The 21,800-nt window shown below is 64.8% G+C and carries 17 protein-coding genes; 11 read left to right on the forward strand and 6 right to left on the reverse strand.

Annotated elements, in window-relative coordinates; translation table 11 throughout:
* The first annotated feature begins 21 nt into the window (after positions 1-21).
* Together ACR3EL_RS04310 and ACR3EL_RS04315 are read left to right on the forward strand one after the other, a co-directional pair.
* Positions 22-477 (forward strand): DUF1178 family protein, encoded by a 456-nt coding sequence (locus tag ACR3EL_RS04310; protein ID WP_170337551.1) that lies wholly within the window; start codon positions 22-24, stop codon positions 475-477.
* Between the two features lie 3 nt (positions 478-480).
* On the forward strand, positions 481-1,119 hold the full coding sequence (locus ACR3EL_RS04315) for an SDR family oxidoreductase (RefSeq protein WP_170337552.1): 639 nt from the start codon (positions 481-483) through the stop codon (positions 1,117-1,119).
* On the opposite strand, the gene ACR3EL_RS04320 is transcribed toward ACR3EL_RS04315, so the two are convergent.
* On the reverse strand, positions 1,113-1,469 hold the full coding sequence (locus ACR3EL_RS04320) for a hypothetical protein (protein WP_170337553.1): 357 nt from the start codon (positions 1,467-1,469) through the stop codon (positions 1,113-1,115). The genes ACR3EL_RS04315 and ACR3EL_RS04320 overlap by 7 nt on opposite strands.
* Positions 1,470-1,635: 166 nt before the next feature.
* On the opposite strand from ACR3EL_RS04320, the gene ACR3EL_RS04325 reads away from it, so the two are divergent.
* From ACR3EL_RS04325 to ACR3EL_RS04350, 6 genes are all read left to right on the forward strand, one after another.
* Entirely contained in the window at positions 1,636-2,874 is a 1,239-nt protein-coding gene (locus ACR3EL_RS04325) for an aspartate kinase (protein WP_480720575.1), read from the forward strand.
* Positions 2,875-2,920: 46 nt separating this feature from the next.
* The gene (gene ptsP, locus ACR3EL_RS04330) at positions 2,921-5,164 is read left to right on the forward strand and encodes a phosphoenolpyruvate--protein phosphotransferase (protein WP_170337555.1); all 2,244 of its coding nucleotides are present in this window, start codon (positions 2,921-2,923) and stop codon (positions 5,162-5,164) included.
* A gap of 146 nt (positions 5,165-5,310) precedes the next feature.
* Positions 5,311-6,756 (forward strand): glucose-6-phosphate dehydrogenase, encoded by a 1,446-nt coding sequence (zwf, locus tag ACR3EL_RS04335; RefSeq protein ID WP_170337556.1) that lies wholly within the window; start codon positions 5,311-5,313, stop codon positions 6,754-6,756.
* Between the two features lies 1 nt (position 6,757).
* Positions 6,758-8,563, forward strand: coding sequence for a phosphogluconate dehydratase (edd, locus tag ACR3EL_RS04340; protein ID WP_170337557.1), 1,806 nt, complete (start codon positions 6,758-6,760; stop codon positions 8,561-8,563).
* 4 nt (positions 8,564-8,567) lie between these two features.
* The gene (locus tag ACR3EL_RS04345) at positions 8,568-9,203 is read left to right on the forward strand and encodes a bifunctional 4-hydroxy-2-oxoglutarate aldolase/2-dehydro-3-deoxy-phosphogluconate aldolase (protein WP_093962724.1); all 636 of its coding nucleotides are present in this window, start codon (positions 8,568-8,570) and stop codon (positions 9,201-9,203) included.
* Between the two features lie 52 nt (positions 9,204-9,255).
* Positions 9,256-10,446 carry a pyridoxal-phosphate-dependent aminotransferase family protein gene (locus ACR3EL_RS04350; RefSeq protein WP_480720578.1) on the forward strand — a complete coding sequence of 397 codons (1,191 nt, stop codon included), beginning with the start codon at positions 9,256-9,258 and terminating at the stop codon, positions 10,444-10,446.
* On the opposite strand, the gene ACR3EL_RS04355 is transcribed toward ACR3EL_RS04350, so the two are convergent.
* Positions 10,443-11,552, reverse strand: a complete 1,110-nt coding sequence (locus ACR3EL_RS04355) for a pyridoxal phosphate-dependent aminotransferase (protein ID WP_480720581.1) — start codon at positions 11,550-11,552, stop codon at positions 10,443-10,445. The genes ACR3EL_RS04350 and ACR3EL_RS04355 overlap by 4 nt on opposite strands.
* 144 nt (positions 11,553-11,696) lie before the next feature.
* Here ACR3EL_RS04355 and ACR3EL_RS04360 point away from each other — a divergent pair, with 144 nt between their 5' ends.
* Positions 11,697-12,479 carry a crotonase/enoyl-CoA hydratase family protein gene (locus ACR3EL_RS04360; RefSeq protein ID WP_222457037.1) on the forward strand — a complete coding sequence of 261 codons (783 nt, stop codon included), beginning with the start codon at positions 11,697-11,699 and terminating at the stop codon, positions 12,477-12,479.
* Positions 12,480-12,505: 26 nt separating this feature from the next.
* On the opposite strand, the gene ACR3EL_RS04365 is transcribed toward ACR3EL_RS04360, so the two are convergent.
* Both ACR3EL_RS04365 and ACR3EL_RS04370 read right to left on the reverse strand, forming a co-directional pair.
* Positions 12,506-13,672 carry a benzoate/H(+) symporter BenE family transporter gene (locus ACR3EL_RS04365; protein ID WP_480720583.1) on the reverse strand — a complete coding sequence of 389 codons (1,167 nt, stop codon included), beginning with the start codon at positions 13,670-13,672 and terminating at the stop codon, positions 12,506-12,508.
* 128 nt (positions 13,673-13,800) lie between these two features.
* Complete coding sequence (locus tag ACR3EL_RS04370) at positions 13,801-16,962, reverse strand: valine--tRNA ligase (RefSeq protein ID WP_480720585.1); 3,162 nt, start codon at positions 16,960-16,962, stop codon at positions 13,801-13,803.
* Positions 16,963-17,107: 145 nt separating this feature from the next.
* Between ACR3EL_RS04370 and ACR3EL_RS04375 the strand changes: the two genes are divergently transcribed.
* Together ACR3EL_RS04375 and ACR3EL_RS04380 are read left to right on the forward strand one after the other, a co-directional pair.
* Positions 17,108-19,399 carry a xanthine dehydrogenase family protein molybdopterin-binding subunit gene (locus ACR3EL_RS04375; protein ID WP_480720587.1) on the forward strand — a complete coding sequence of 764 codons (2,292 nt, stop codon included), beginning with the start codon at positions 17,108-17,110 and terminating at the stop codon, positions 19,397-19,399.
* The gene (locus ACR3EL_RS04380) at positions 19,377-20,456 is read left to right on the forward strand and encodes a DUF2235 domain-containing protein (protein ID WP_480720589.1); all 1,080 of its coding nucleotides are present in this window, start codon (positions 19,377-19,379) and stop codon (positions 20,454-20,456) included. The genes ACR3EL_RS04375 and ACR3EL_RS04380 overlap by 23 nt, the downstream gene beginning before the upstream one ends.
* A 3-nt stretch (positions 20,457-20,459) precedes the next feature.
* Here the strand turns inward: ACR3EL_RS04380 and ACR3EL_RS04385 are convergent, their stop codons facing one another.
* Together ACR3EL_RS04385 and ACR3EL_RS04390 are read right to left on the reverse strand one after the other, a co-directional pair.
* Positions 20,460-21,083, reverse strand: coding sequence for an NUDIX hydrolase (locus ACR3EL_RS04385; RefSeq protein ID WP_170339388.1), 624 nt, complete (start codon positions 21,081-21,083; stop codon positions 20,460-20,462).
* 26 nt (positions 21,084-21,109) lie between these two features.
* Entirely contained in the window at positions 21,110-21,688 is a 579-nt protein-coding gene (locus tag ACR3EL_RS04390) for a GcrA family cell cycle regulator (protein WP_093962717.1), read from the reverse strand.
* Between the last annotated feature and the right edge of the window lie 112 nt (positions 21,689-21,800).

The raw sequence follows: 21,800 nt of genomic DNA on the forward strand, positions 1-21,800 counted from the left end.
CACCGACATTTTGGGCGACAGATGATTCAATATTCACTGAAATGCTGCAATGGTCATGCGTTTGACAGTTGGTTCCAGTCTGCGGACGCTTACGACAAGCTGTCCAAGGCTGGAATGGTCTCTTGCGCGACTTGCGGCAGCACCCGGGTCGAAAAGGCGATCATGACGCCGCGGGTCCAGTCTGCGCGCTCATCTGCTGCAATGCCGCGCGCGGAGAACAGTGATCGACCCGAAGCCCAGCGCCAACCGACCAAGGCCGAGATAGAGCGCGTTCTCAACGCCCTGCGCGCCAAGGTCGAGGCGAATTCCGATTATGTCGGCCACGAATTTGCGCGCGAGGCCCGCAAGATACATCTGGGCGAGGCCCCGGAGCGCGCCATCTATGGCGAGGCCAAGCCGGAAGAGGCCAAGGCCCTGATCGAAGATGGGGTTCCCGTGGCCCCTCTGCCGTTCATTCCAAGCCGAAAGACGAACTGAACCGTGCATCTTGTTATCACCGGCGCCAATCGCGGCATTGGGCGTGCTCTTGCTGAATGCTATCGTGGCCGCGGCGATACTGTCACCGGCACCGCACGGGACGATTCCGCCGATATTCGTCTGGACGTTACCGACCCGGCGCAACAGGCGCAGATGGCGCGCAAGTTGGATGGCCAGCCCGTAGATCTGTTGATCTGCAATGCAGGTGTCTATCTGGACAAAGGCCAAACAATCGACGGCTACCCGGCCGAGATGTGGGGCCAGACCTTTGCGGCCAACGTCACCGGGGTGTTTCTGACCATTCAGTCCTTGTTGCCCAATCTGCGTGCGGCGCGCGGCAAGATCGCGATCATCTCGTCGCAGATGGCCTCGCACACGCGGGCGCCCGGGGGCAGCTATATCTATCGGGCCTCCAAGGCGGCTGTGCTGAACCTTGGGCGCAACCTGGCGGTGGATATCAAGGACGATGGCATCGCCGTCGGCATTTATCACCCGGGATGGGTGCAGACGGACATGGGCGGTCAGGCCGCCGACATCACCGTGTCACAGGCCGTTGCCGGGTTGACCGAGCGTTTCGATGCGCTGAGTTTGGACTCCACCGGCTGCTTTGAAACCTGGGACGGGCAGGCACATCCTTACTGAGCGGCCAGCGCTGCCTTGGGGATCTCGTAGACTTCACCGGGATCGATGAAGATCACCAGAATTTCGCCCCGCGTTTCCGAAGTGATCTTCGACGTCGAGCTGCTGGAATCCGGCTTTCCATCGGTGAAATAGATGCGGCGTACTTCCCCAGTATCCAACTGAACCGCCAGGGTTGCAGTGCCATCATCCTTGCGCCGCAACTCGGCAGGGCAATTTTTCAACGGCTGGCCCGCCAACGCGGCGCAGGGGACCGTTCCCAACGCGTTCTGGCCGTCCGTTCCGGACAGTGAAGCCACCTGGGCCAGAGCCGGGCCGGACATCAGCGCACAGGCGAAAACAAAACGCAGCATGGTACTCCTCATGGTTTAAATCCTTGACGATACGCTGACATTGCTGCCGGTCCTTGTAAAGCGTTGCGCTGCAGTGTCCTACCGTTCTATGTGCCCTTGCTCTTGCGTGTTGCCTCGCATAAGACGCTCGGGACCGGAAATCCAAGGCGCGGAGACATTTGCCCCCATGCCCGTACTCGTGATGAAATTCGGCGGCACATCCGTCGCCAACCTCGACCGCATCCGCCGCGCGGCCAAGCGCATCGGCGTCGAAGTGGCCAAGGGCTATGACGTCATCGTCATCGTGTCGGCCATGTCGGGCAAGACCAACGAATTGGTGGGCTGGGTCGACGAGATCTCGCCGCTGTATGACGCGCGCGAATATGATGCCGTGGTATCCTCGGGCGAGAATGTCACCGCCGGTCTGATGGCGCTGACGCTGCAGGAAATGGAGATCCCCGCCCGCAGCTGGCAGGGCTGGCAGGTGCCGCTGCTGACCGATGGCGCCCATTCGGCGGCGCGGATCCTTGATATTCCGACCGACAACATCAACCAGAAGTTCGGCGAGGGCATGAAGGTCGCGGTGGTGGCAGGCTTTCAGGGTCTCAGCCCCGAGGGGCGGATCACCACGTTGGGCCGGGGCGGTTCGGACACCACTGCCGTGGCTTTTGCCGCCGCCTTCGACGCCGAACGCTGCGACATCTACACGGATGTAGACGGCGTCTATACCACCGATCCGCGCATCTGCGAGAAGGCGCGCAAGCTGGACAAGATCTCGTTCGAGGAAATGCTCGAACTGGCCTCGTTGGGGGCCAAGGTGCTGCAGACCCGCTCGGTCGAGCTGGCGATGCGGTACAAGGTGAAACTGCGTGTTCTCTCGAGCTTCGAGGAACAGTCAGACGAGGCCGGAACCCTGGTCGTCGACGAGGAGGAAATCATGGAATCCAATGTAGTCTCGGGTGTGGCCTATTCGCGGGACGAGGCCAAGATGACCGTCGTGTCGGTCGCCGACCGCCCCGGCATCGCCGCGATCATCTTCAACGCGCTCAGCGATGAGGGGATCAACGTCGACATGATCGTGCAAAACATCTCGGACGAGGGGCGCACGGACATGACCTTTTCCTGCCCCACCAACCAGGTGGCGCGCGCCGAAAAGGCGCTGTTGGCGGTCAAGGAGCGTGGCGAGTTGAACTATGCCGAGCTGGTCGCCGACACCGATGTGGCCAAGGTTTCGGTGGTGGGCATCGGCATGCGCTCGCAGTCGGGCGTGGCGGCCAAGATGTTCAAGATACTCTCGGATGAGGGGATCAACATCAAGGTCATTACAACCTCCGAGATCAAAATTTCCGTCCTCGTCGACCGGAAATACATGGAACTTGCCGTTCAGGCGCTGCATGATGCCTTTGAACTGGAAAAGGCGGCCTGAGCATCTCGGCCAAGGTCCCGCCTGACACCGCAGAGTAGATCGGGCGATGGCAGACGGAATGGAAACAGAATCCCGCAAGCTGCTGGGGCGGCTGCGCGAGGAGATGGCAAGCGAGGCGGCCGGTCAGGAGCGTCTTGACCGGATCACGCATCTGATCGCCGACAGCATGCGGTGCGAGGTATGTTCGATCTACCTGTTCCGCGACGACGAAACCCTGGAGCTGTGTGCCACCGAAGGTCTTGCTCCCGAGGCCGTTCACCAGACCCGGATGCGTCTGGGCGAAGGTCTTGTTGGCCGGGTGGCCAAGTTCGGCAAGGTCGTCAACGCCGCCGATGCGCCCTCCGAGAAAGGTTTTCGGTACATGCCGGAAACGGGCGAGGAGCGGTTTTCATCGTTCTTGGGTGTGCCCATTCAGCGGCTGGGGCAGAAGCTTGGGGTTCTTGTGGTCCAGTCCCGCGCTCAACGCGAGTTTTCCGCGGATGAGGTCTATGCGCTTGAAGTTGTGGCAATGGTCCTTGCGGAAATGGCCGAGTTGGGTGCGTTTGTGGGCGAAGGTGCCGCTCTTTCACCGCTGCATCAGCAATCCATTTTGCTGCGCGGTGGCCCGGCACAAGAGGGCTCGGCCGAAGGGCATGTCTGGCTGCACGAGCCGCGCGTCGTCGTCACCAACCCGATCGCCGACGATCCACATCGCGAGCTGGAGCGGCTGAACGAAGCAGTCGAAGAGCTGCGCGTGGGCGTCGACAAGATGCTTGAAATCTCGCGGGGCGGTGACACTGAACAGCTGCAGGTTCTGGAAGCCTACCGTATGTTCGCCAATTCCAAGGGCTGGATGCGGCGGATGGAGGAGGATATCGCCCGCGGCCTCAGCGCCGAGGCGGCGGTGGAAAAGGAACAGTCGCAGGCTCGCGCCCGGATGAGCCAGGTCACCGACCCTTATCTGCGCGAGCGTCTGGCGGATCTGGACGATTTGTCCAACCGTCTGCTGCGCATCCTGACCGGGCAGGGCGGGTCGAACGGTAAAGAGCTGCCGCCCGATCCGATCCTGGTGGCGCGCAATATCGGCCCGGGTGACCTGCTGGAGTATGGCCGTTCGCTGAAAGGTGTCGTGCTCGAGGAAGGCTCGGTCGGCAGTCATGCCACCATCGTCGCCCGCGCTCTGGCCATCCCGCTGGTGGTGCATGTGGGCCGGATCACGACCGAGGCTTTGAACGGCGACCACATTCTGGTCGATGGCGATGAAGGGGTGGTGCATCTGCGCCCCGAGGATACCGTCGTCAGCGCCTTCCGCGACAAGATGGCCATGCAGGCCGAGGCGCAGAAACGCTATGCCTCGATCCGCGAAACCCCGACCGTGACCAAGGATGGCGAGCGGATCAATCTGGTGATGAATGCTGGCCTGATGGCCGACTTGCCGTCGCTCAAGACGTCCGGAGCCGAGGGCGTTGGCCTGTTCCGCACCGAATTGCAGTTCCTGATCCGCAACCAGATGCCCAAACGGTCGGAACTGGTGGCGCAGTATAAACGCGTTCTGGATTCGGCCGATGGCAAGCGCGTGGTATTCCGAACGCTGGATATCGGGTCGGACAAGGTACTGCCCTACATGAAGCATGTTGCCGAGCCCAACCCGGCGCTGGGCTGGCGTGCCATTCGCGTGGGTCTGGACAAGCGTGGGGTCATGCGCATGCAGTTGCAGGCGCTGATCCGCGCCGCCGAGGGGCGACCGTTGACGGTGATGTTCCCATTCGTGGCACAGGCCGATGAATACCGCGAGGCCCGGTGGGAAGTGAACAAGACCATCGACCGCGAAAAGCGTCTGGGCCATGTTCTGCCCGAAACGCTTGAAATCGGGGCGATGCTGGAAACGCCTTCGCTGGCCTTCGCGCCGCAGAAGTTTTTTGACGAGGTCGATTTCATCTCGATCGGTGGCAACGACCTGAAGCAGTTCTTCTTCGCAGCCGACCGTGAAAACGAGCTGGTGCGTCGCCGCTATGACACCTTGAATGTCAGCTTCCTCAGCCTGATCGAGCGCATCGTCGAACGGTGCGGAATTTCCGACACGCCGTTGAGTTTCTGCGGCGAGGATGCCGGCCGCCCGATCGAGGCGCTCTGCCTGGCGGCGATGGGCATCCGCACCCTGTCGATGCGCCCGGCCTCGATCGGCCCGGTCAAAAGCCTGCTGTTGCGTTCGAACCTGCAGGAGGTCCGCAAGATCATCGCCGACGCTCGCCATCGGGGCGAACAATCGGTGCGTCCGGCGATCATGGAGTATCTGCGCGACAACGGCTGACGCCCGGGTGACCGCGAAAAAAGGCCCGATTCCGAAATCCGGGCTTGCTTTTTGGGCTTGGTCTTTCTATCCAAGCCACGAATGTTAGCGGTAACAGGATGTCTGGCTGCAGACCGCGCCGGATTGTCCGAAGAAGGGAGCCAGCCATGGTTTCACGCGTAATCCCGGTAGATCCGTTCGATCTGGTCCTGTTCGGCGCGACCGGAGATCTGGCCCAGCGCAAAATCCTGCCGGGCCTTTACCATCGCTTCGAAGTGGGGCAGATGCCCGAAGATGCGCGCATCATCGGGACCGCGCGGTCGGATATGGACGATGATGGGTTCCGTGCGCAGGTGCGCAAGTCGATGAAGGAATTCGCCCCGTCGTTCAAAAAGGACGTGCTGGACCGGTTTCTGGCCCGGGTCGAATACGTATCGGTCGATGCGCTGGGCGAAAACGGCTGGGACAAGCTGGCCAAATCGCTGCGTGCTGACGTGGTGCGCGCCTTTTATCTGTCGGTCGGTCCGAAACTGTTTCCCGGCATCGCACAGCGCCTGCATGATCACGGGCTTGCCACGCCCGACAGCCGCATCGTGGTCGAGAAACCCTTTGGCCATGATCTGGCCTCGGCCAAGGCGCTGAACGAAGGTCTGCGCGCCTGTTTCGAAGAACATCAGATCTATCGGATCGACCATTACCTGGGCAAGGAAACGGTGCAGAACCTGATGGCGCTGCGCTTTGCCAACTCGCTGTTCGAACCGCTGTGGAACGCGACCCATGTGGATCATGTCCAGATCACCGTGGCCGAAACCGTCGGGGTCGAAGGGCGCGGCGCCTATTACGACCAGTCCGGTGCGATGCGGGACATGGTGCAGAACCACCTGGTGCAGCTTTTGTGCCTGACCGCGATGGAGCCGCCCTCGACTTTTTCGCCCAACGCGGTGCGCAGTGAAAAGGTCAAGGTGATCGAGGCACTGGAACCTGTCGCCCCGACCGACATCGCCCGCGGCCAGTACCGGGCGGACAAGGGCGGCGACGGCTATGTTGATCATGTGGGCAACCCCGACAGCCTGACCGAAAGCTACATCGCGCTGAAGGTGCGCGTGGGCAACTGGCGCTGGTCGGGGGTTCCGTTCTATCTGCGTACGGGCAAGCGTCTGCGCGCCCGCGAATCCGAAATCGCGGTGTTTTTCCGCGACCCGCCGCACACGATCTTTCCCAATGTCGGCCCGCTGCACGGCAACGTTCTGGTGATCCGCCTGCAGCCCGACGAGGGCATCACCCTGCGCACCACGATCAAGGATCCCGGCCCGGGCGGCTTCCGCCTGACGGACGTGGCGCTGGACATGAGCTTTGCCGAGGCGCTGGGTGCCGATGTGCGTGCACAGGACGCCTATGAACGGCTGGTGATGGACGTGATCCGCGGCGACCAGACCCTGTTCATGCGCGGCGACGAGGTCGAGGCCGCCTGGGCCTGGGTCGATCCCATCATCAAGGGCTGGGAAGAGCGCGGCGACCGCCCCTCGCGCTATGATCAGGGCAGTTCCGGCCCGGAAGACGCATTGATGCTGATGCATCGCGACGGGCGCCGCTGGCGCCAGATCGGAGGTTGAGATGGTTCACAACGTCATCACCGATGTCACCCAAAGGATAATCGAGCGCAGCGCCGATCCCCGCCGTACCTATCTGCAGCGGATGGAGCAGGCCCGGTCCGAAGGGCCGGCGCGCGCGCATCTGTCGTGCAGCGGCCAGGCCCATGCCTATGCCGGGGCGGGGGCCGATCAGCAGACGATGGCCACGACCAGCGTGGGCAATCTTGGCATCGTCACCGCCTATAACGACATGCTGTCGGCACACCAGCCGTTCGAGCGCTATCCCGAACTGATCCGCCGCGCGGCCCGTGCCGCGGGCGGCACCGCGCAGGTCGCGGGCGGGGTTCCGGCCATGTGCGACGGGGTCACGCAAGGCGAGGCCGGGATGGAGCTGTCGCTGTTCTCGCGCGACGTGATCGCGCTGGCGGCGGCGGTGGCGCTCAGCCACAATACCTTTGATGCAGCGGTGTTCCTGGGGGTCTGCGACAAGATCGTGCCAGGGCTGGTGATCGCAGCGCAGAGCTTTGGCCACCTTCCGGCGGTGTTCCTGCCCGCCGGCCCGATGACCAGCGGCCTGCCTAACGACGAAAAGGCCAAGGTGCGCCAGAAATTCGCCGCCGGCGAAGCCACCCGCGAAGAACTGATGGCCGCCGAGATGGCCGCCTATCACGGGCCGGGCACCTGCACCTTTTACGGCACCGCCAACACCAACCAGATGCTGATGGAGTTCATGGGCCTGCACCTGCCGGGCTCCAGCTTCGTCAACCCCAACACGCCGCTGCGCGATGCGTTGACCGAGGAAGGCGCCCGCCGTGCCCTGTCACTCAGCGCGCTGGGCAACAACTACACGCCGGTGTGCCAGATCCTCGATGAACGGGCCTTCGTGAACGGCATCGTGGGGCTGATGGCCACGGGCGGGTCGACCAACCTGCTGATCCACCTGATCGCCATGGCCCGTGCCGGGGGCATCGTGCTGGACTGGCAGGACTTCTCGGACATCTCGGGCGTCGTGCCCCTGGTCGCGCGGGTCTATCCCAACGGTTTGGCCGACGTGAACCATTTCCACGCCGCGGGCGGTCTGGGGTATACCATCGGCACGCTGCTGGATGAAGGCTTGCTGCATCCCGACACGCTGACCGTGGCGGGGCAGGGGCTGCGCCACTATACGCAGGAGCCCAAGCTGATCGATGGCGCGCTGGTCTGGGAGGACGGCGCCGGCCACAGTCTGAACGAAAAAATCCTGCGCCCGGCCAGTGACCCGTTCCAGCCCACCGGAGGCCTGTCGCGGCTGAGCGGCAACCTGGGTACCGGCGTGATGAAGGTCTCGGCCGTGGCGCCCGAACACCAGGTGGTCGAGGCCCCGGTGCGCGTCTTCCACGACCAGGACGAGGTCAAGACCGCGTTCAAGGCGGGCGAGTTCACCGACGATGTCATCGTCGTGGTCCGTTTTCAGGGGCCCAAGGCCAACGGCATGCCCGAACTGCACTCGCTGACGCCGCTGCTGTCGATCCTGCAGGGGCGCGGGCAGAAGGTGGCGTTGGTGACCGATGGCCGCATGTCGGGGGCCTCGGGCAAAGTGCCCGCGGCGATCCATGTCTGCCCCGAGGCGCTGGACGGCGGCCCGATCGCCAAGCTGCGCGATGGCGACCTGCTGCGCGTCGACGCGGTGCGGGGTCAACTTGAAATCCTGACCCCCGGCGTGCTGGACCGCCCCGCCGCCACCGCCGATCTTTCGGCGCATCAATACGGGGTCGGCCGCGACCTGTTTACCACGTTCCGCAACGCCGTCGGCTCGGCCGATGCCGGTGCCAGCATTTTCGGAGCCTGAGCCTATGTCCGCAAAAACTCAACGCACACGCGAGATCTGCGCATTGGCGCCCATCGTCCCGGTTCTGGTCGTCGATGACGCCACCCATGCCCGCCCGCTGGCCGAGGCTCTGGTGGCCGGTGGCCTGCCCGCGCTCGAGGTGACCTTGCGCACGCCCGCCGCGCTGGACGCGATCCGCGCCATGGCGCAGGTGCCCGGCGGGGTCGTGGGGGCCGGCACGCTGGTCACGCCCGACGATGTCCGCGCCGCAAAAGAGGCGGGCGCGCAATTCGGGGTATCGCCCGGTGCCACCGACGCCCTGATCGCCGCCTGCGAGGCCGAGGGCCTGCCGCTGCTGCCCGGCGCGGCCACTGCGACCGAGGCGATGCGCCTGCTTGAGCAGGGCTATGACATGCTGAAATTCTTCCCGGCCGAAGCCTCGGGCGGGGCGCCTGCGCTCAAGGCGATCGGCGCGCCGCTGCCGCAGATCACCTTCTGCCCGACTGGCGGTGTGTCGCCCGCCAACGCGCGCGACTACCTGTCCCTGCCCAACGTGATCTGCGCGGGCGGCAGCTGGGTTGCGCCGAAACAGATGGTTACACAGGGTAACTGGGCGGGGATCGAAACCCTCGCGCGTGAGGCCGCCGCCCTGATGGATTGACCTCGCCTAACTGGGCGCTAGGGTGGGCGCCATTACAGGCAGGTTGATCCACATGACAGACAATATGTCCCTCGCCCAAGGGCGAAATTATCTGGCCATTCCGGGCCCTTCCGTGATTCCGGACGCGGTGCTGCAGGCCATGCACCGCCCGTCGCCCAATATCTATGCCGGTGAACTGGTCGAGATGATGCCCGACCTGACGGCCGACCTGCGCCGCGTGGCCCGTACACGGCACGAGGTGGCGATCTACATCGCCAACGGCCACGGCGCGTGGGAGGCGGCGCTGTCCAACGTTCTGGCGCCGGGGGAAACCGTGCTGGCTCCGGCTTCGGGGCGGTTCACCCATGGCTGGGCGGAAATGGCCGAGCGTCTGGGCGTGAAGGTCGACATGATCGATTTCGGCCCCTCCGACCCTTGGGATATGGACCGGATTGCACAGGCCCTGCGGGCTGATGCCGACCACCGGATCAAGGCGGTTCTTGCGGTGCATGTGGACACGTCCAGTTCCATCCGCAACGACATTCCGGCGCTGCGGGCGCTGTTGGACGACCTGAACCACCCGGCATTGCTGATGGCGGATTGCATCGCCTCGCTGGGCTGCGACCGGTTCGAGATGGATGATTGGGGCGTCGATGTCATGGTCACCGCCTGCCAGAAGGGGCTGATGACCCCTGCGGGCATGTCCTTCGTGTTTTTCAACGACCGGGCCAAGGCCAAACGGGCCGCGATGCCGCGGGTTTCGGGCTATTGGGACTGGCAGCCGCGATCAGAGCCCGACTGGTTCTATCAGTATTTCGGCGGCACCGCGCCGACGCACCACCTGTACGGCCTGCGCGCCGCCTTGGACCTGATCCATGCCGAGGGGATTGAGCAGGTCTGGGCCCGCCATGCGCGGCTGGCACAGGCTGTCTGGGCCGCCTGCGAGAAGTGGGCCGAGGCCGGGGCGCTGCACCTGAACGTCGGCGATCGCGCGCATCGCAGCCATGCCGTCACCGCCCTGCGCCTGACCGAGGGTCGCGGCACGCCCCTGCGCAGCTATACCGAGCGGCACCTGGGCCTGACCCTGGGCATCGGGCTGGGCATGGCGGACGAGGAGTCGTGTTTCCGGTTGGGCCACATGGGCCATCTGAACGGTCACATGGTCATGGGCCTGTTGGGCGGCATCGAAACCGCCATGGTCGCGTTGGAGATCCCGCGCGGGTCCGGCGCGCTCGAGGCTGCGGCGGCGGTTCTGGCGGGCTAGGCGCTGCGCGCCGCCGCCAGCGCCTGCGGCAGGGCGGCGGCAAAGGCGTTCAGGTCGGCTTCGGTGCCGCAACTGACGCGGATGCAGCGGTTCTGCGGGGCTGCAAAGGGCATCCGCACGAAGATCCCCTGCGCCACCAGCGCCTCCAGCACCGCCTTGGCAAATGCTCCGTCGCGCCCACAGTCGATTGCCACGAAATTGGTGGCCGAGGGCAGCGGGGCCAACCCGTTGTCACGCGCGATCGCGCCGATCCGGTCGCAGGCCGAGGCGATCTGTGCTTGTACCTGCGTCAGCCAGTCCTGATCGTGCAGGGCGGCCAGCGCCCCGGCCTGCGCCATGCGGTTCATGCCGAAATGGTTGCGCACCTTGTTGAAGGCCGAGATCAACCCGGGCGCTCCGATCGCATAGCCGACCCGTGCGCCGGCCATGCCGTAGACCTTGGAAAAGGTGCGCATCCGGATCACGCGCTGATCATCCGCCGCGACCGGCGCGGCGGTGCCGACGGGCGCGCATTCCACGTAAGCCTCGTCCAAAACCAGCAGACAGCCGTCCGGCAGAGCGTCCATCGCCGCGACGATGTCCGTGCCGCGATGCCAACTGCCCATCGGGTTGTCCGGGTTGGCCAGATAGACCAGCTTGGCGCCGACCTCGGCTGCCTTGGCGAACAAGGCGGCCGGGTCCTCGTGATCGTTGGCATAAGGCACCTTGTGGATCGTCCCGCCATAGCCCGCGACGTGGTAGTTGAAGGTGGGATAGGCCCCGTCCGAGGTCACGACCGCATCGCCCGGACCGACCATCAGGCGCACCAGATAGCCCAGCAGCCCGTCGATGCCTTCGCCGACCACGATGTTGTCGGGGCTGATCCCGTGATGATCGGCCAGCGCATGGCGCAGATCGTGGTTCTCTGGGTCGCCATACATCCAGATGCCGTCAGCGGCCTGCCGCATCGCCTCGATCGCGCGGGGCGAGGGGCCGAACACGCTCTCGTTTGCGCCCAGCCGGGCCACGAAGGGCGCGCCGCGCTGACGCTCCTGCGTCTCGGGGCCGACGAAGGGCACGGTTGCGGGCAGGGATTGGGCAAGCGGGGTGTATCTGGGTCCGGTCATGGGCGCAGATAATCCCAAGGGCATGGCCGGGGCAAGCCTTGCATGTGGCCGGGGCGTCCGCGCCGATCTGCCCTCACGTCGGGCTGGCGTCGGCTGCGGGTTTCGGGGCATGGTTTGCCCGGAACATCAAACCCGGAGGCCCAGATGGCGCGCGTATCAGTCGAATACAGGAACCACATCGCCCATGTCACCCTGACCCGCGGCGACAAGATGAACGCGCTGGATGATGCGATGATCAAGGCGATCCTGGCAGCGGGGCAAGAGGTCGCTGCCTCGGACGCCCGTGCCGTGGTGCTGTCGGGCGAGGGCAAAAGCTTCTGCGCGGGCCTCGACATGGCCAGCTTCGCGGCCATGGCGCACAAGGACCCGACCGAGTGGCTGATGACCCGCAGCCATGACGACGCGAATGAGATGCAGGAACTGGCGCTGATCTGGCGCCGCGTGCCGGTGCCGGTGATCTGCGCCATTCAGGGCGTGGCCTATGGCGGTGGACTGCAGATCGCGCTGGGTGCCGATATCCGCATTGCCCATCCCGATGCCAAGCTGGCCGTGATGGAGATGAAATGGGGCATCGTCCCCGACATGGGCGGCATGGTCCTGTTGCCGAAACTGGTACGGTCCGACGTGCTGCGCCTGCTGACCTATACCGCGCGGCCCATCGGTGCCGCCCAGGCCGCCGATTGGGGGCTGGTCACCAGCCTGTCGGATGATCCGCTGACCGAAGCCATCGCACTGGCCGAGGATATCGCGGGCAGGAGCCCCTCGGCCATCCGCGCCGCCAAACGCCTGATCGAGGTGGCCGAAACCAAGTCGCGCGCCGAAGTTCTGCTGGCCGAATCCGCCGAACAGGTCGAGCTGATCGGCAAACCCGACCAGATGGAAGTGGTGATGGCCCAGATGCAGGGTCGCAAGCCCGAGTTCAAGTAAACTCGCGGGCCGCGGCCAGGTGGGCCTCAGCCCCGCAGGCGCGTCGTCACCCAATAGGCGATGCCGCCTGCCAGCAGACCCCAGACCGCCGCGCCCAGGCCAAACACGGTGATGCCCGAGGCGGTGATGGCAAAGGTCAGGATCGCGGCTTCGCGCTCGGCCGGAACCTCGAGCGCGGCGAAGGTGGCATTGGCCATGACCCCGATCAGCGCCACGCCGGTCAACGTGCCCATCAGCATCGGATCGGCATGGGCGGCAAACCCGGTTATGGCCACGGCGAACATCCCGAATAGGCAATAGAACACCCCGGCCATGACAGCCGACCAATAGCGCTGATCCCGGTTGGGGTGGCTGTCCTCGTTCGAGCACATGGCAGCGGTGATGGCCGCGAGGCAGGTCGCCGGCGCGCCGAAAGGGGCCGACAGGATGCTGGCCCCGCCCACGGCCGAGAACAGCCGCCCTGCCACCGGGGCATAGCCAAAGCTGCGCATGACCGCGATGCCGGGGATGTTCTGCGTGGCCATCGTGACCACGAACAGCGGCACCCCGATGCCGATCATCGACGCCACCGAAAAGGTGGGCGTGATCCAGACCGGCGCGGCCAGCAGGTGGTCGGGGCGCACCGACGGTCCGTCAGAGAACAGAACGACGACCAGTGCGGCGGCCAGTACGGCGGCGGGAACCGCCAGTAGTCTGTGCACACGTCCGGCGATGAACCAGGTCAGGATCACCGGCAGGGCCTGCCAGGGGATCTCGACCGCGGCCTGAAACGGGACGATGCACAGCGGCAGCAGCACTCCGCCCAGCATCGCCTGCGCCAGCGTGGTGGGAATCGCCGCCGCCAACCGTCCCAGCGGGCGCCACATTCCGGCCAGCACGGCCAGCGCACCCGCAAACAGGAACGCGCCGATGGCATCTGAGAAACCCGCGGCCGGCGCGGCCGAAACCGCCAGCAGCGCCGCACCGGGCGTGGACCAGGCCACGCTGATCGGTTGGCGGTACCACAGGCTGAGCGCGATCGCCGCCAGCCCCATGGCAAGGGCGGCCATCATCAGCCCCGATGCCGCCTGCGGCCCCGAGGCGCCCATGGCATCGAGCCCTTGCAGGACAATCGGAAAGGAACTGAAAAAGCCGACTACGGCCACGACCAGCCCGGTTGAAACGGTCTGCATCGGCGGAAAGGGTCTGGACATGGGGGCCTCGGTGGATTGGTCCCGAGATTGCTAGCAACCGTTTGGCCCGGTGAACAGGGTCGGGTGCAAAAAACCCCGCCGGGCGTGCGCGGCGGGGCTTCTGCAAGCGTGTGCGAGGGGCTGACGGATCAGGCGATCTCGGCCAGTCGGGCCAGCGCCTCGTTTATGCGGGCCTCTTCCTCTTCGCGGGCGGCGAGGTTGGCCTTGGCCTCTTCCACCACCTCTTCCGGGGCCGAGGCCACGAATTTAGGGTTGTTGAGACGCCCGCGCAGACCGCCCAGTTCCTTGGCCAGTTTGCCCTTGGCTTTTTCCAGCCGTTCCTTTTCGGCGCCGATGTCGATGATGTCGGCCAGCGGCAGACCAAAGGACGCGCCGGGCGCGGCGATCGAGATCGTGCCCTTGGGCAGCGTATCGGCCTTGGTCAGGCTGTCGATCCGAGCCAGCCGTTTGATCAGCGCCTCGTTCCGGTCCCAGGCGGCCTGGCCGTGGGCGTCGATCTCGGTCACCAGCATCGGCACGTACAGGCCCGCCGGGACGCGCATCTGGGCGCGGGCCGAGCGGGTGTTCTCGATCACCGAGATCACCCAGTTCATCTCGCGATCCGCGTCGGCGTCGACCAGATCGTCGGCGGCATAGCTGGGCCAGTCGGCATGCACCAGCATCTTGGCACGGGTGCCGGTCAGGCCCCACAGCTCTTCGGTGATGAAGGGCATGATCGGGTGCAGCAGGATCAGGCATTGGTCCAGAACCCAGCGCATGGTGGCGCGGGTCTCGGCCTGGGCCTCGGCATCGTCGCCCTGCAGCAGCGGTTTGGACAGTTCCACGTACCAGTCACAGACCTTGCCCCAGACAAAGGCATAAAGCGCATTGGCCGCGTCATTGAAGCGATAGCTCTCCAGCGCCGAGTCGACCTCTTCGCGCACGCGGGCGGTTTCGCCGATGATCCAGCGGTTCACGGCGGCCTTAGGCTGCAACTCGGCCACGTCCAGTTGCGGCACGGCGTCGGTAAAGACCTCGTTCATCTCGGCAAAGCGGACAGCGTTCCACAGCTTGGTGCCAAAGTTGCGATAGCCGGTGATGCGCTCGCGCGACAGTTTAAGCACACCTCCGATGGCCGCCATCGAGGCGTTGGTAAAGCGCAGCGCGTCGGCGCCGAACTCGTCCACGATTTCCAGCGGGTCGATGACGTTGCCGGTGGTCTTGGACATCTTCTTGCCCTTCTCGTCGCGGACGAGTTGGTGCAGATAGACGGTGTGGAACGGGATTTCGTTCACCACGGCCAGCTGCATCATCATCATCCGGGCGACCCAGAAGAACAGGATGTCGAACCCGGTGATCAGGACATCGGTGGGGAAGTAGCGCTGCAACTCCTCGGTTTGTTCGGGCCAGCCCAGCGTGCCGATGGGCCACAGGCCGGACGAGAACCAGGTGTCCAGCACATCCGGGTCGCGCCAGACCGGATAGACCAGCTTGGTCGGGTCGCGGTCGATCGCGTATTGCGCCAGGCTTTCGGCAAACCGGTGGATCGCCTCGTGCTTGTCGGCCACCTCGATTACCGTGGCGTGGCTGAGCGGGCTGGGAATGTCGGCATTGTCATCCAGGAATTTCCCGGTGACGTCTTCGAAGCTGGCGGCGCACTCCATGACCGCGCCCCGGTGCAGCATGCCGCCTTCGTTCAGCAGCCGGCCCAGTTCGACCAGGTCCAGTTCGCCGTCGTTTTCGTCATCCTTGAAATCCTCGGTCGACAGGTCCAGCCCGTACCAGACCGGAATCTGATGGCCCCACCAAAGCTGGCGGCTGATGCACCAGGGTTCGATGTTCTCGAGCCAGTGGTAATAGGTCTTTTCGCCCGATTCCGGGATGATCTTGACCCGGCCGTCGCGCACCGCGTCCAGCGCGGGGCCCACGATCTTTGACGTCTCCACGAACCACTGGTCGGTCAGCATCGGCTCGATCACCACCTTCGAGCGGTCGCCGAAGGGCTGCATGATCGGTTTGCTCTCGACCAGCGGCACCAGCGCGTCGGCGCCTTCGGTATCGGGTTTCAGCGCGGTCGATCCCAGGCGCGGATCGTCCGCACGGGTCATCACGCCCAGACCTTCGGCGGTGATCTCTTCGACCACCTTGGCGCGCGCCTCGAACCGGTCCAGGCCACGCAGATGGTCGGGCACCAGGTTGATCGCGTCGATCTCGTTCTCGGTGAATTCGCGCCCACGGGCATATTCCTGGGCCTTGGCGGCTTCGTCCGCATAGGGCGCGCCGTCGGCCCGCATGTGGCCGCGCGTGTCCATCAGGCGGTACATCGGGATCTTGCCGCGCTTGGCCACCTGATAGTCGTTGAAGTCATGCGCGCCGGTGATCTTCACCGCGCCCGAGCCGAAATTCGGGTCGGGGTATTCGTCGGTGATGATCGGGATCTGGCGGCGATGCTCTTTCGGACCCACCGGGATTTCGCACAGCTTGCCGACGATCGGCGCATAGCGTTCGTCCGACGGGTGCACCGCAACCGCGCCGTCGCCCAGCATGGTCTCGGGGCGGGTCGTGGCGATCGAGATATAGTCGCGCTCTTCCTCGAGCACGATGTTCCCGTCCTCGTCCTTTTCGACGTAGGTATAGGTCTCGCCCCCGGCCAGCGGGTACTTGAAGTGCCACATATGGCCGGCGACCTCGATATTCTCGACCTCGAGGTCCGAGATCGCGGTCTCGAAATGCGGGTCCCAGTTGACCAGCCGCTTGCCGCGGTAGATCAGGCCCTTGTCGTACATGTCGACAAAGACCTTGATGACCGCGTCATGGAAGTTGGGGCTGTTTTCGTGGCCCGTGCGCGGGTCGCCGGCCGCACCGGCCATGGTGAAGGCGTTGCGCGACCAGTCGCACGAAGAGCCGAGGCGTTTCAGCTGCTCGATGATGGTGCCGCCGTATTCGCCCTTCCACTCCCAGACTTTCTCAAGGAACTTCTCACGGCCCAGTTCGTTCCGGCCGGGTTGTTGCGTGGCGGCGAGCATCTTCTCGACCTGCATCTGCGTGGCGATGCCGGCATGGTCCTGCCCGGGCTGCCACAACGTGTCGAACCCGCGCATCCGGTGCCAGCGGGTCAGAATGTCCTGCAGGGTGTTGTTGAACGCATGGCCCACATGCAGCGCGCCGGTCACGTTCGGCGGCGGGATCATGATGCAAAAGCTTTCGTCGCGCGACTTGTTCGCGCCTGCCTTGAAGGCTCCGGCCTGTTCCCAGGCCTTGTAGATCCGGGCCTCGGCCTCGGCCGCGTTGAATGTCTTGTCCATCGCCATCGGGTGCGTCCTGCGTCATCGATCTTGGGTCAGCGCCTGCAATAGCGAATGGCGGCGGGAAGGGAAAGGGCCAAGCACCCCGCACACTGGACATCCGCCGCATCAAGGCTAGGGTCGCGGTCTGAGGCAGTGAAAGGGGCGCGTCATGGAAAAGTTCGGCAAGAGCCAGCCGGTCACCCGGACCGAGGATCAGCGGTTCCTGACCGGGCAAGGCCGCTACATGGACGATACGGTGCCACCCGGCGCGCTGCACGCGGTGTTCTTTCGCAGCCCGGTGGCGCATGGCGACATCACCGGGCTGGACCTTGGCGCCGCCCGCGCCGCGCCCGGCGTGCGGCTGGTGCTGACCATCGATGACCTGATCGCCGCCGGAATCGACCCGGTGCTGAGCGCCACGATCCTTGTCAACCGCGACGGCAGCCGTGCCGCCAATCCCCCGCGCCACATGCTGGCCCGCGACCGGGTGCGCTTCGTCGGCGAGCCGGTGGCGATGGTCGTGGCCGAGACCCCGGCGCAGGCCCGCGACGCCGCCGAGCTGATCTGGATGGACACCGCCGACCGCCCCGCCAAGCTGGACCTTGCGCCGGGTGGTGAGCCGCTGCACCCCGAGGCCCCCGACAACCGCGCCTTTGACTGGGCCGTGGGCGACGAAGCCGCGACCCGGGCCGCCTTTGAAGCCGCCGCCCATGTGGTGTCGCTGCAGGTGGCCGACAACCGGGTGATCGTGAACTCGATCGAGCCGCGCGGCTGTAATGCGGTCTGGTCCGACGGGCGGCTGCATTTCAGCTATGGCGGGCAGGGTGTCTGGGGGATGAAGGCGCAGCTGGCCGACAAGCTGCGGCTGGACCCTCAGGCGGTCCATGTCACCACGCCAGACGTCGGCGGCGGGTTCGGCATGAAGGCGATGCCGTATCCCGAGTTTTTCTCGGTCGCGGTGGCGGCGATGCAACTGGGCCAGCCCGTGCACTGGATGTCGGACCGGACCGAGGCGATGTTGTCCGACCACCACGGGCGCGACCTGACCTCGCTGGCCGAGCTGGCCTTTGACGAGGATCTTCGCATCACCGCCTACCGGGTCCACAGCCGCTGCAACCTGGGCGCCTACAACAGCCATTTCGGTCAGGCGATCCAGACCAACCTGTTCAAATGCGTGCTGCCCGGCGTCTATGACGTGCAGAAAACCTATCTGCGGGTCGAGGGGTTTTATACCAACACCACTCAAGTCGATGCCTATCGCGGTGCCGGCCGACCCGAGGCGATCTATGTGCTGGAACGCGCGATGGACCGCGCCGCGCGGGAACTGGGCGTCGACCCGTGGGAACTGCGCCGCCGTAACTTCATCCGGCCCGAGGCTTTTCCCTATGTCTCGGCCACCGGTGAAATCTATGATGTGGGCGATTTCGGAATGGTTCTGTCCCGCGCCGCCGAACAGACCGCCGGTTTCGCCGCGCGCAAGGCCGCCGACGCCGAACGTGGTCTGATCCGGGGGCAGGGGCTTTGTTACTATATCGAAAGCATTCTGGGTGACCCTTCCGAAGGCGCAAAAGTCGAATTTTGTCAGGACGGAACAGTGAACCTTTATGTCGGGACGCAATCGAACGGGCAGGGCCATGAGACGGTCTATGCCCAGTTCCTGTCGGATCAGACGGGGATTCCGGCCGACCGGATCCGGGTCGTGCAAGGTGACAGCGACCGCATGGCGCAGGGCGGCGGCACCGGCGGGTCGCGCTCGGTCACGGTGCAAAGCGCGGCGACGCTGGTCACGATTGACCAGATGATCGCCGCATTCACGCCCTATCTGGCGGATAAAATGGGGGTCGAGGAAAGTGATGTGACCTTCGACCATGAAACCTTTCGCGCGCCGGGGTCGAACCTGACGCCCACGCTGATCGAAGCGGCCGAGATGGCCCGCGCGGATGGCCGCACCGACCTGCTGCAGCACGAGGCCCGCACGCGGCTCGAGGCGCGCAGCTATCCTAACGGCGCCCATGTTGCCGAGATCGTGATCGACCCGGAAACCGGCGCGACGACGGTCGACCGCTATACGGTCGTCGATGATTTCGGCAATCTCATCAACCCCATGCTGGCCGAAGGGCAGGTGCACGGAGGGGTGGCCCAGGGCATCGGCCAGGCGCTGTGCGAGCACGTGGTGCATGATGGTGAGGGGCAGTTGCTCACGGCAACGTTCATGGATTACGCCTTGCCGCGCGCCGCTGACATACCCATGATTAGGTTTACCTCGGCGCCGGTTCCGTCAACGGCCAACCCCATGGGAATGAAAGGATGCGGCGAGGCAGGCACCGTTGGCGCATTGGCCGCGGTTGCAAATGCGGTGCAGGATGCGCTCTGGGATCATGGAGTGCGGCAGGCGGACATGCCGTTCACTCCGGTCAAGGTTTGGGAATTGTTGTCGAATGGTACTGTCGCGGTTCGGTAAGAAGATACTTGGATGGCTCGGCCGCCCCCTGCGGTCCGAGCATTCCGCCGAAACGCGCCACCGCGAACCCATCAGTCATGTCATCATTCTGGACGGAACGATGTCTACCCTGGAGCCCGGCTTCGAGACCCATGCCGGCCAGACCTTTCGATTGTGCTGTGAAATGGGCAATCAGGTCTCGGTCTTCTATGAAGCGGGCGTGCAATGGGAGAGCTGGAAATCCACGCTGGACGTGATGATGGGGCGGGGGATCAATCGCCAGATCCGCAGGGCCTACGGCTATCTTGCCTCTCGGTACAAGCCCGGCGATCGGATCTACTTCATCGGCTATTCCCGCGGCGCCTATGGTGTGCGCAGCCTTGCCGGCGTCATCGATATGATCGGGCTGCTGCGGGCCGAGCATGCGACCGAGCGCAACATCAAGCAGGCCTACCGGCATTATGAGTGCAACCCGGGCGGGCAGGCCGCACAGGACTTTCGCCGGAATTTCTGCCACGACGGCGTCGAAATTGAGATGATCGGCGTCTGGGACACGGTCAAGGCATTGGGACTGCGCCTGCCGCTGTTGTGGCGCATGGCCGAAGAGCGGCATTCATTTCACAACCACCACCTCGGGCCGTCCACCCGGCACGGGTATCATGCGCTGGCGCTGGATGAAACGCGAGAGGTCTTCACGCCGATCCTTTGGTCGACCGCACCGGATTTCCGAGGCCATTGCGAACAGGTTTGGTTCCGCGGCACGCATGGTGACGTCGGGGGGCAACTCAGCGGGTTCGAGCCCGCGCGACCGCTGGCCAACATTTCGCTGGTGTGGATGCTCGACAAGGCCGAGTTGCATGGTCTGCCGCTGCCTGAAGACTGGCGCAACCGCTTTCCCACTGATCCCCATGCACCGTCGGTCGGGACGTGGCGGGGGTGGGGCAAGATCTTCCTGCTGCGCAAGCATCGCACCGTAGGTCAGGACCCGTCCGAACGCCTGCATGTCTCGGTTTCGCCCGGCGAACTGCCCAAATGGGTGAATTTGCCGGCAGGGCCGCATTCACATCCGGCGCAGTAACGGTCAGTCAAACTTCGCCGGGCTGGGTGACTTGCCGTTCGCCTGAAACGCAGCGTGGATGTCTTTTTCCAGATTGCGTGTCCGGGACAGGTCCGGCAACGCATCCGGGGCGAAAAACGCCGCTTCGCTGGTTTCGGGGCCCGGTATCGGGGTGGCGGCATCCAAAGGGCTACACAGGAAGAACAGTTTGTAGAAGTCCCGTGGATCTGGCGGGTAGGGATGCCGTGCCTTGTGGCGTACGGCATAGAGTGTCTGCGCCGTGACACGCAGACCGGCTTCCTCCAAGACTTCGCGTTCGATGTTCTCCGCCGGAGAGCTGCCGATATCGGCAAAACCGCCAGGCATCGCCCACAACCCGTCGCTGCGTTCCCGTACTAGCAGGATACCGCCGTTGCGAATTACGGCGGCGCGGATGTCGATGCTGGGTGTTGCGTATCCGCCCGTATGGGCAGGCATCGTCATTTCGATCTGTGACAAAGGCACCCGACCCAGATCGGACAGCATCGCGCGGGCCATTCCGGCGATCTCGTCATAGCGTTCGCGGTCGAACGGATCGGTGGTGAAATGCTGGCCGGTTTCGGCCAGCGCCAAAAGCCGTTTGGCCCGGGCCAGCCAGGTATCCTCCATCGCTGTCGGATCCTGGCGCATGGGCCTCAGCGACGCCGGTCGCGGCGCGAGCTCATGGGTTGGAAGGCGACGCCCACATGCGCCTCGCAATAGGGTTTGCCCGGCTCGGCCGGCAGACCGCAGAACCAGAAATCATCCGTGGCCGGATCGCCCACAGGCCATTTGCAGGTCTTTTCGGTCAGTTCCATCAGGGTCAGCTTCTTGGCCTTCTTTTCGACCTCGTTGACCTTGGCCAGCGCCTCGGGGCTGATTTCATTGGCCGAAGGCTGCGGCGGCAGCGGCTGGCCGGCCGGAATGATCTGGCGGCGCGGCGGCGTGGCCGGCTTTGCCTCGGCGGCCGGTGCGGCTGCTGCAGGGCGGGCCGGTTCGGTCTTGGGGGCGGGTTTGGGCTTGGCCTCGGCCTTGGGTGCGGGGGCCGGTTTTTCCTTGGGCTCGGCCTTGGCCGGAGCGGCGCCGGTGGTCCGGTTCGACAGGCCCAGGCGATGGACCTTGCCGATCACCGCATTGCGGGTGACCCCGCCCAGTTCCTTGGCGATCTGGCTGGCCGACTGGCCTTCGCCCCACATTTTCTTGAGCAGTTCAACGCGCTCGTCTGTCCAGGACATGGGTAGCCTTTCAAAAGCGGGAAAGCGGCCTCGGTCACGGGCCGCCTTCGGAATTCGTCTCAGCGCCCTATTCTAATCACTGCGGGCCGAGTTACAAGCGGTCATCGAATCA

The sequence above is a fragment of the Ruegeria sp. BJ3 genome (genome assembly GCF_056535665.1).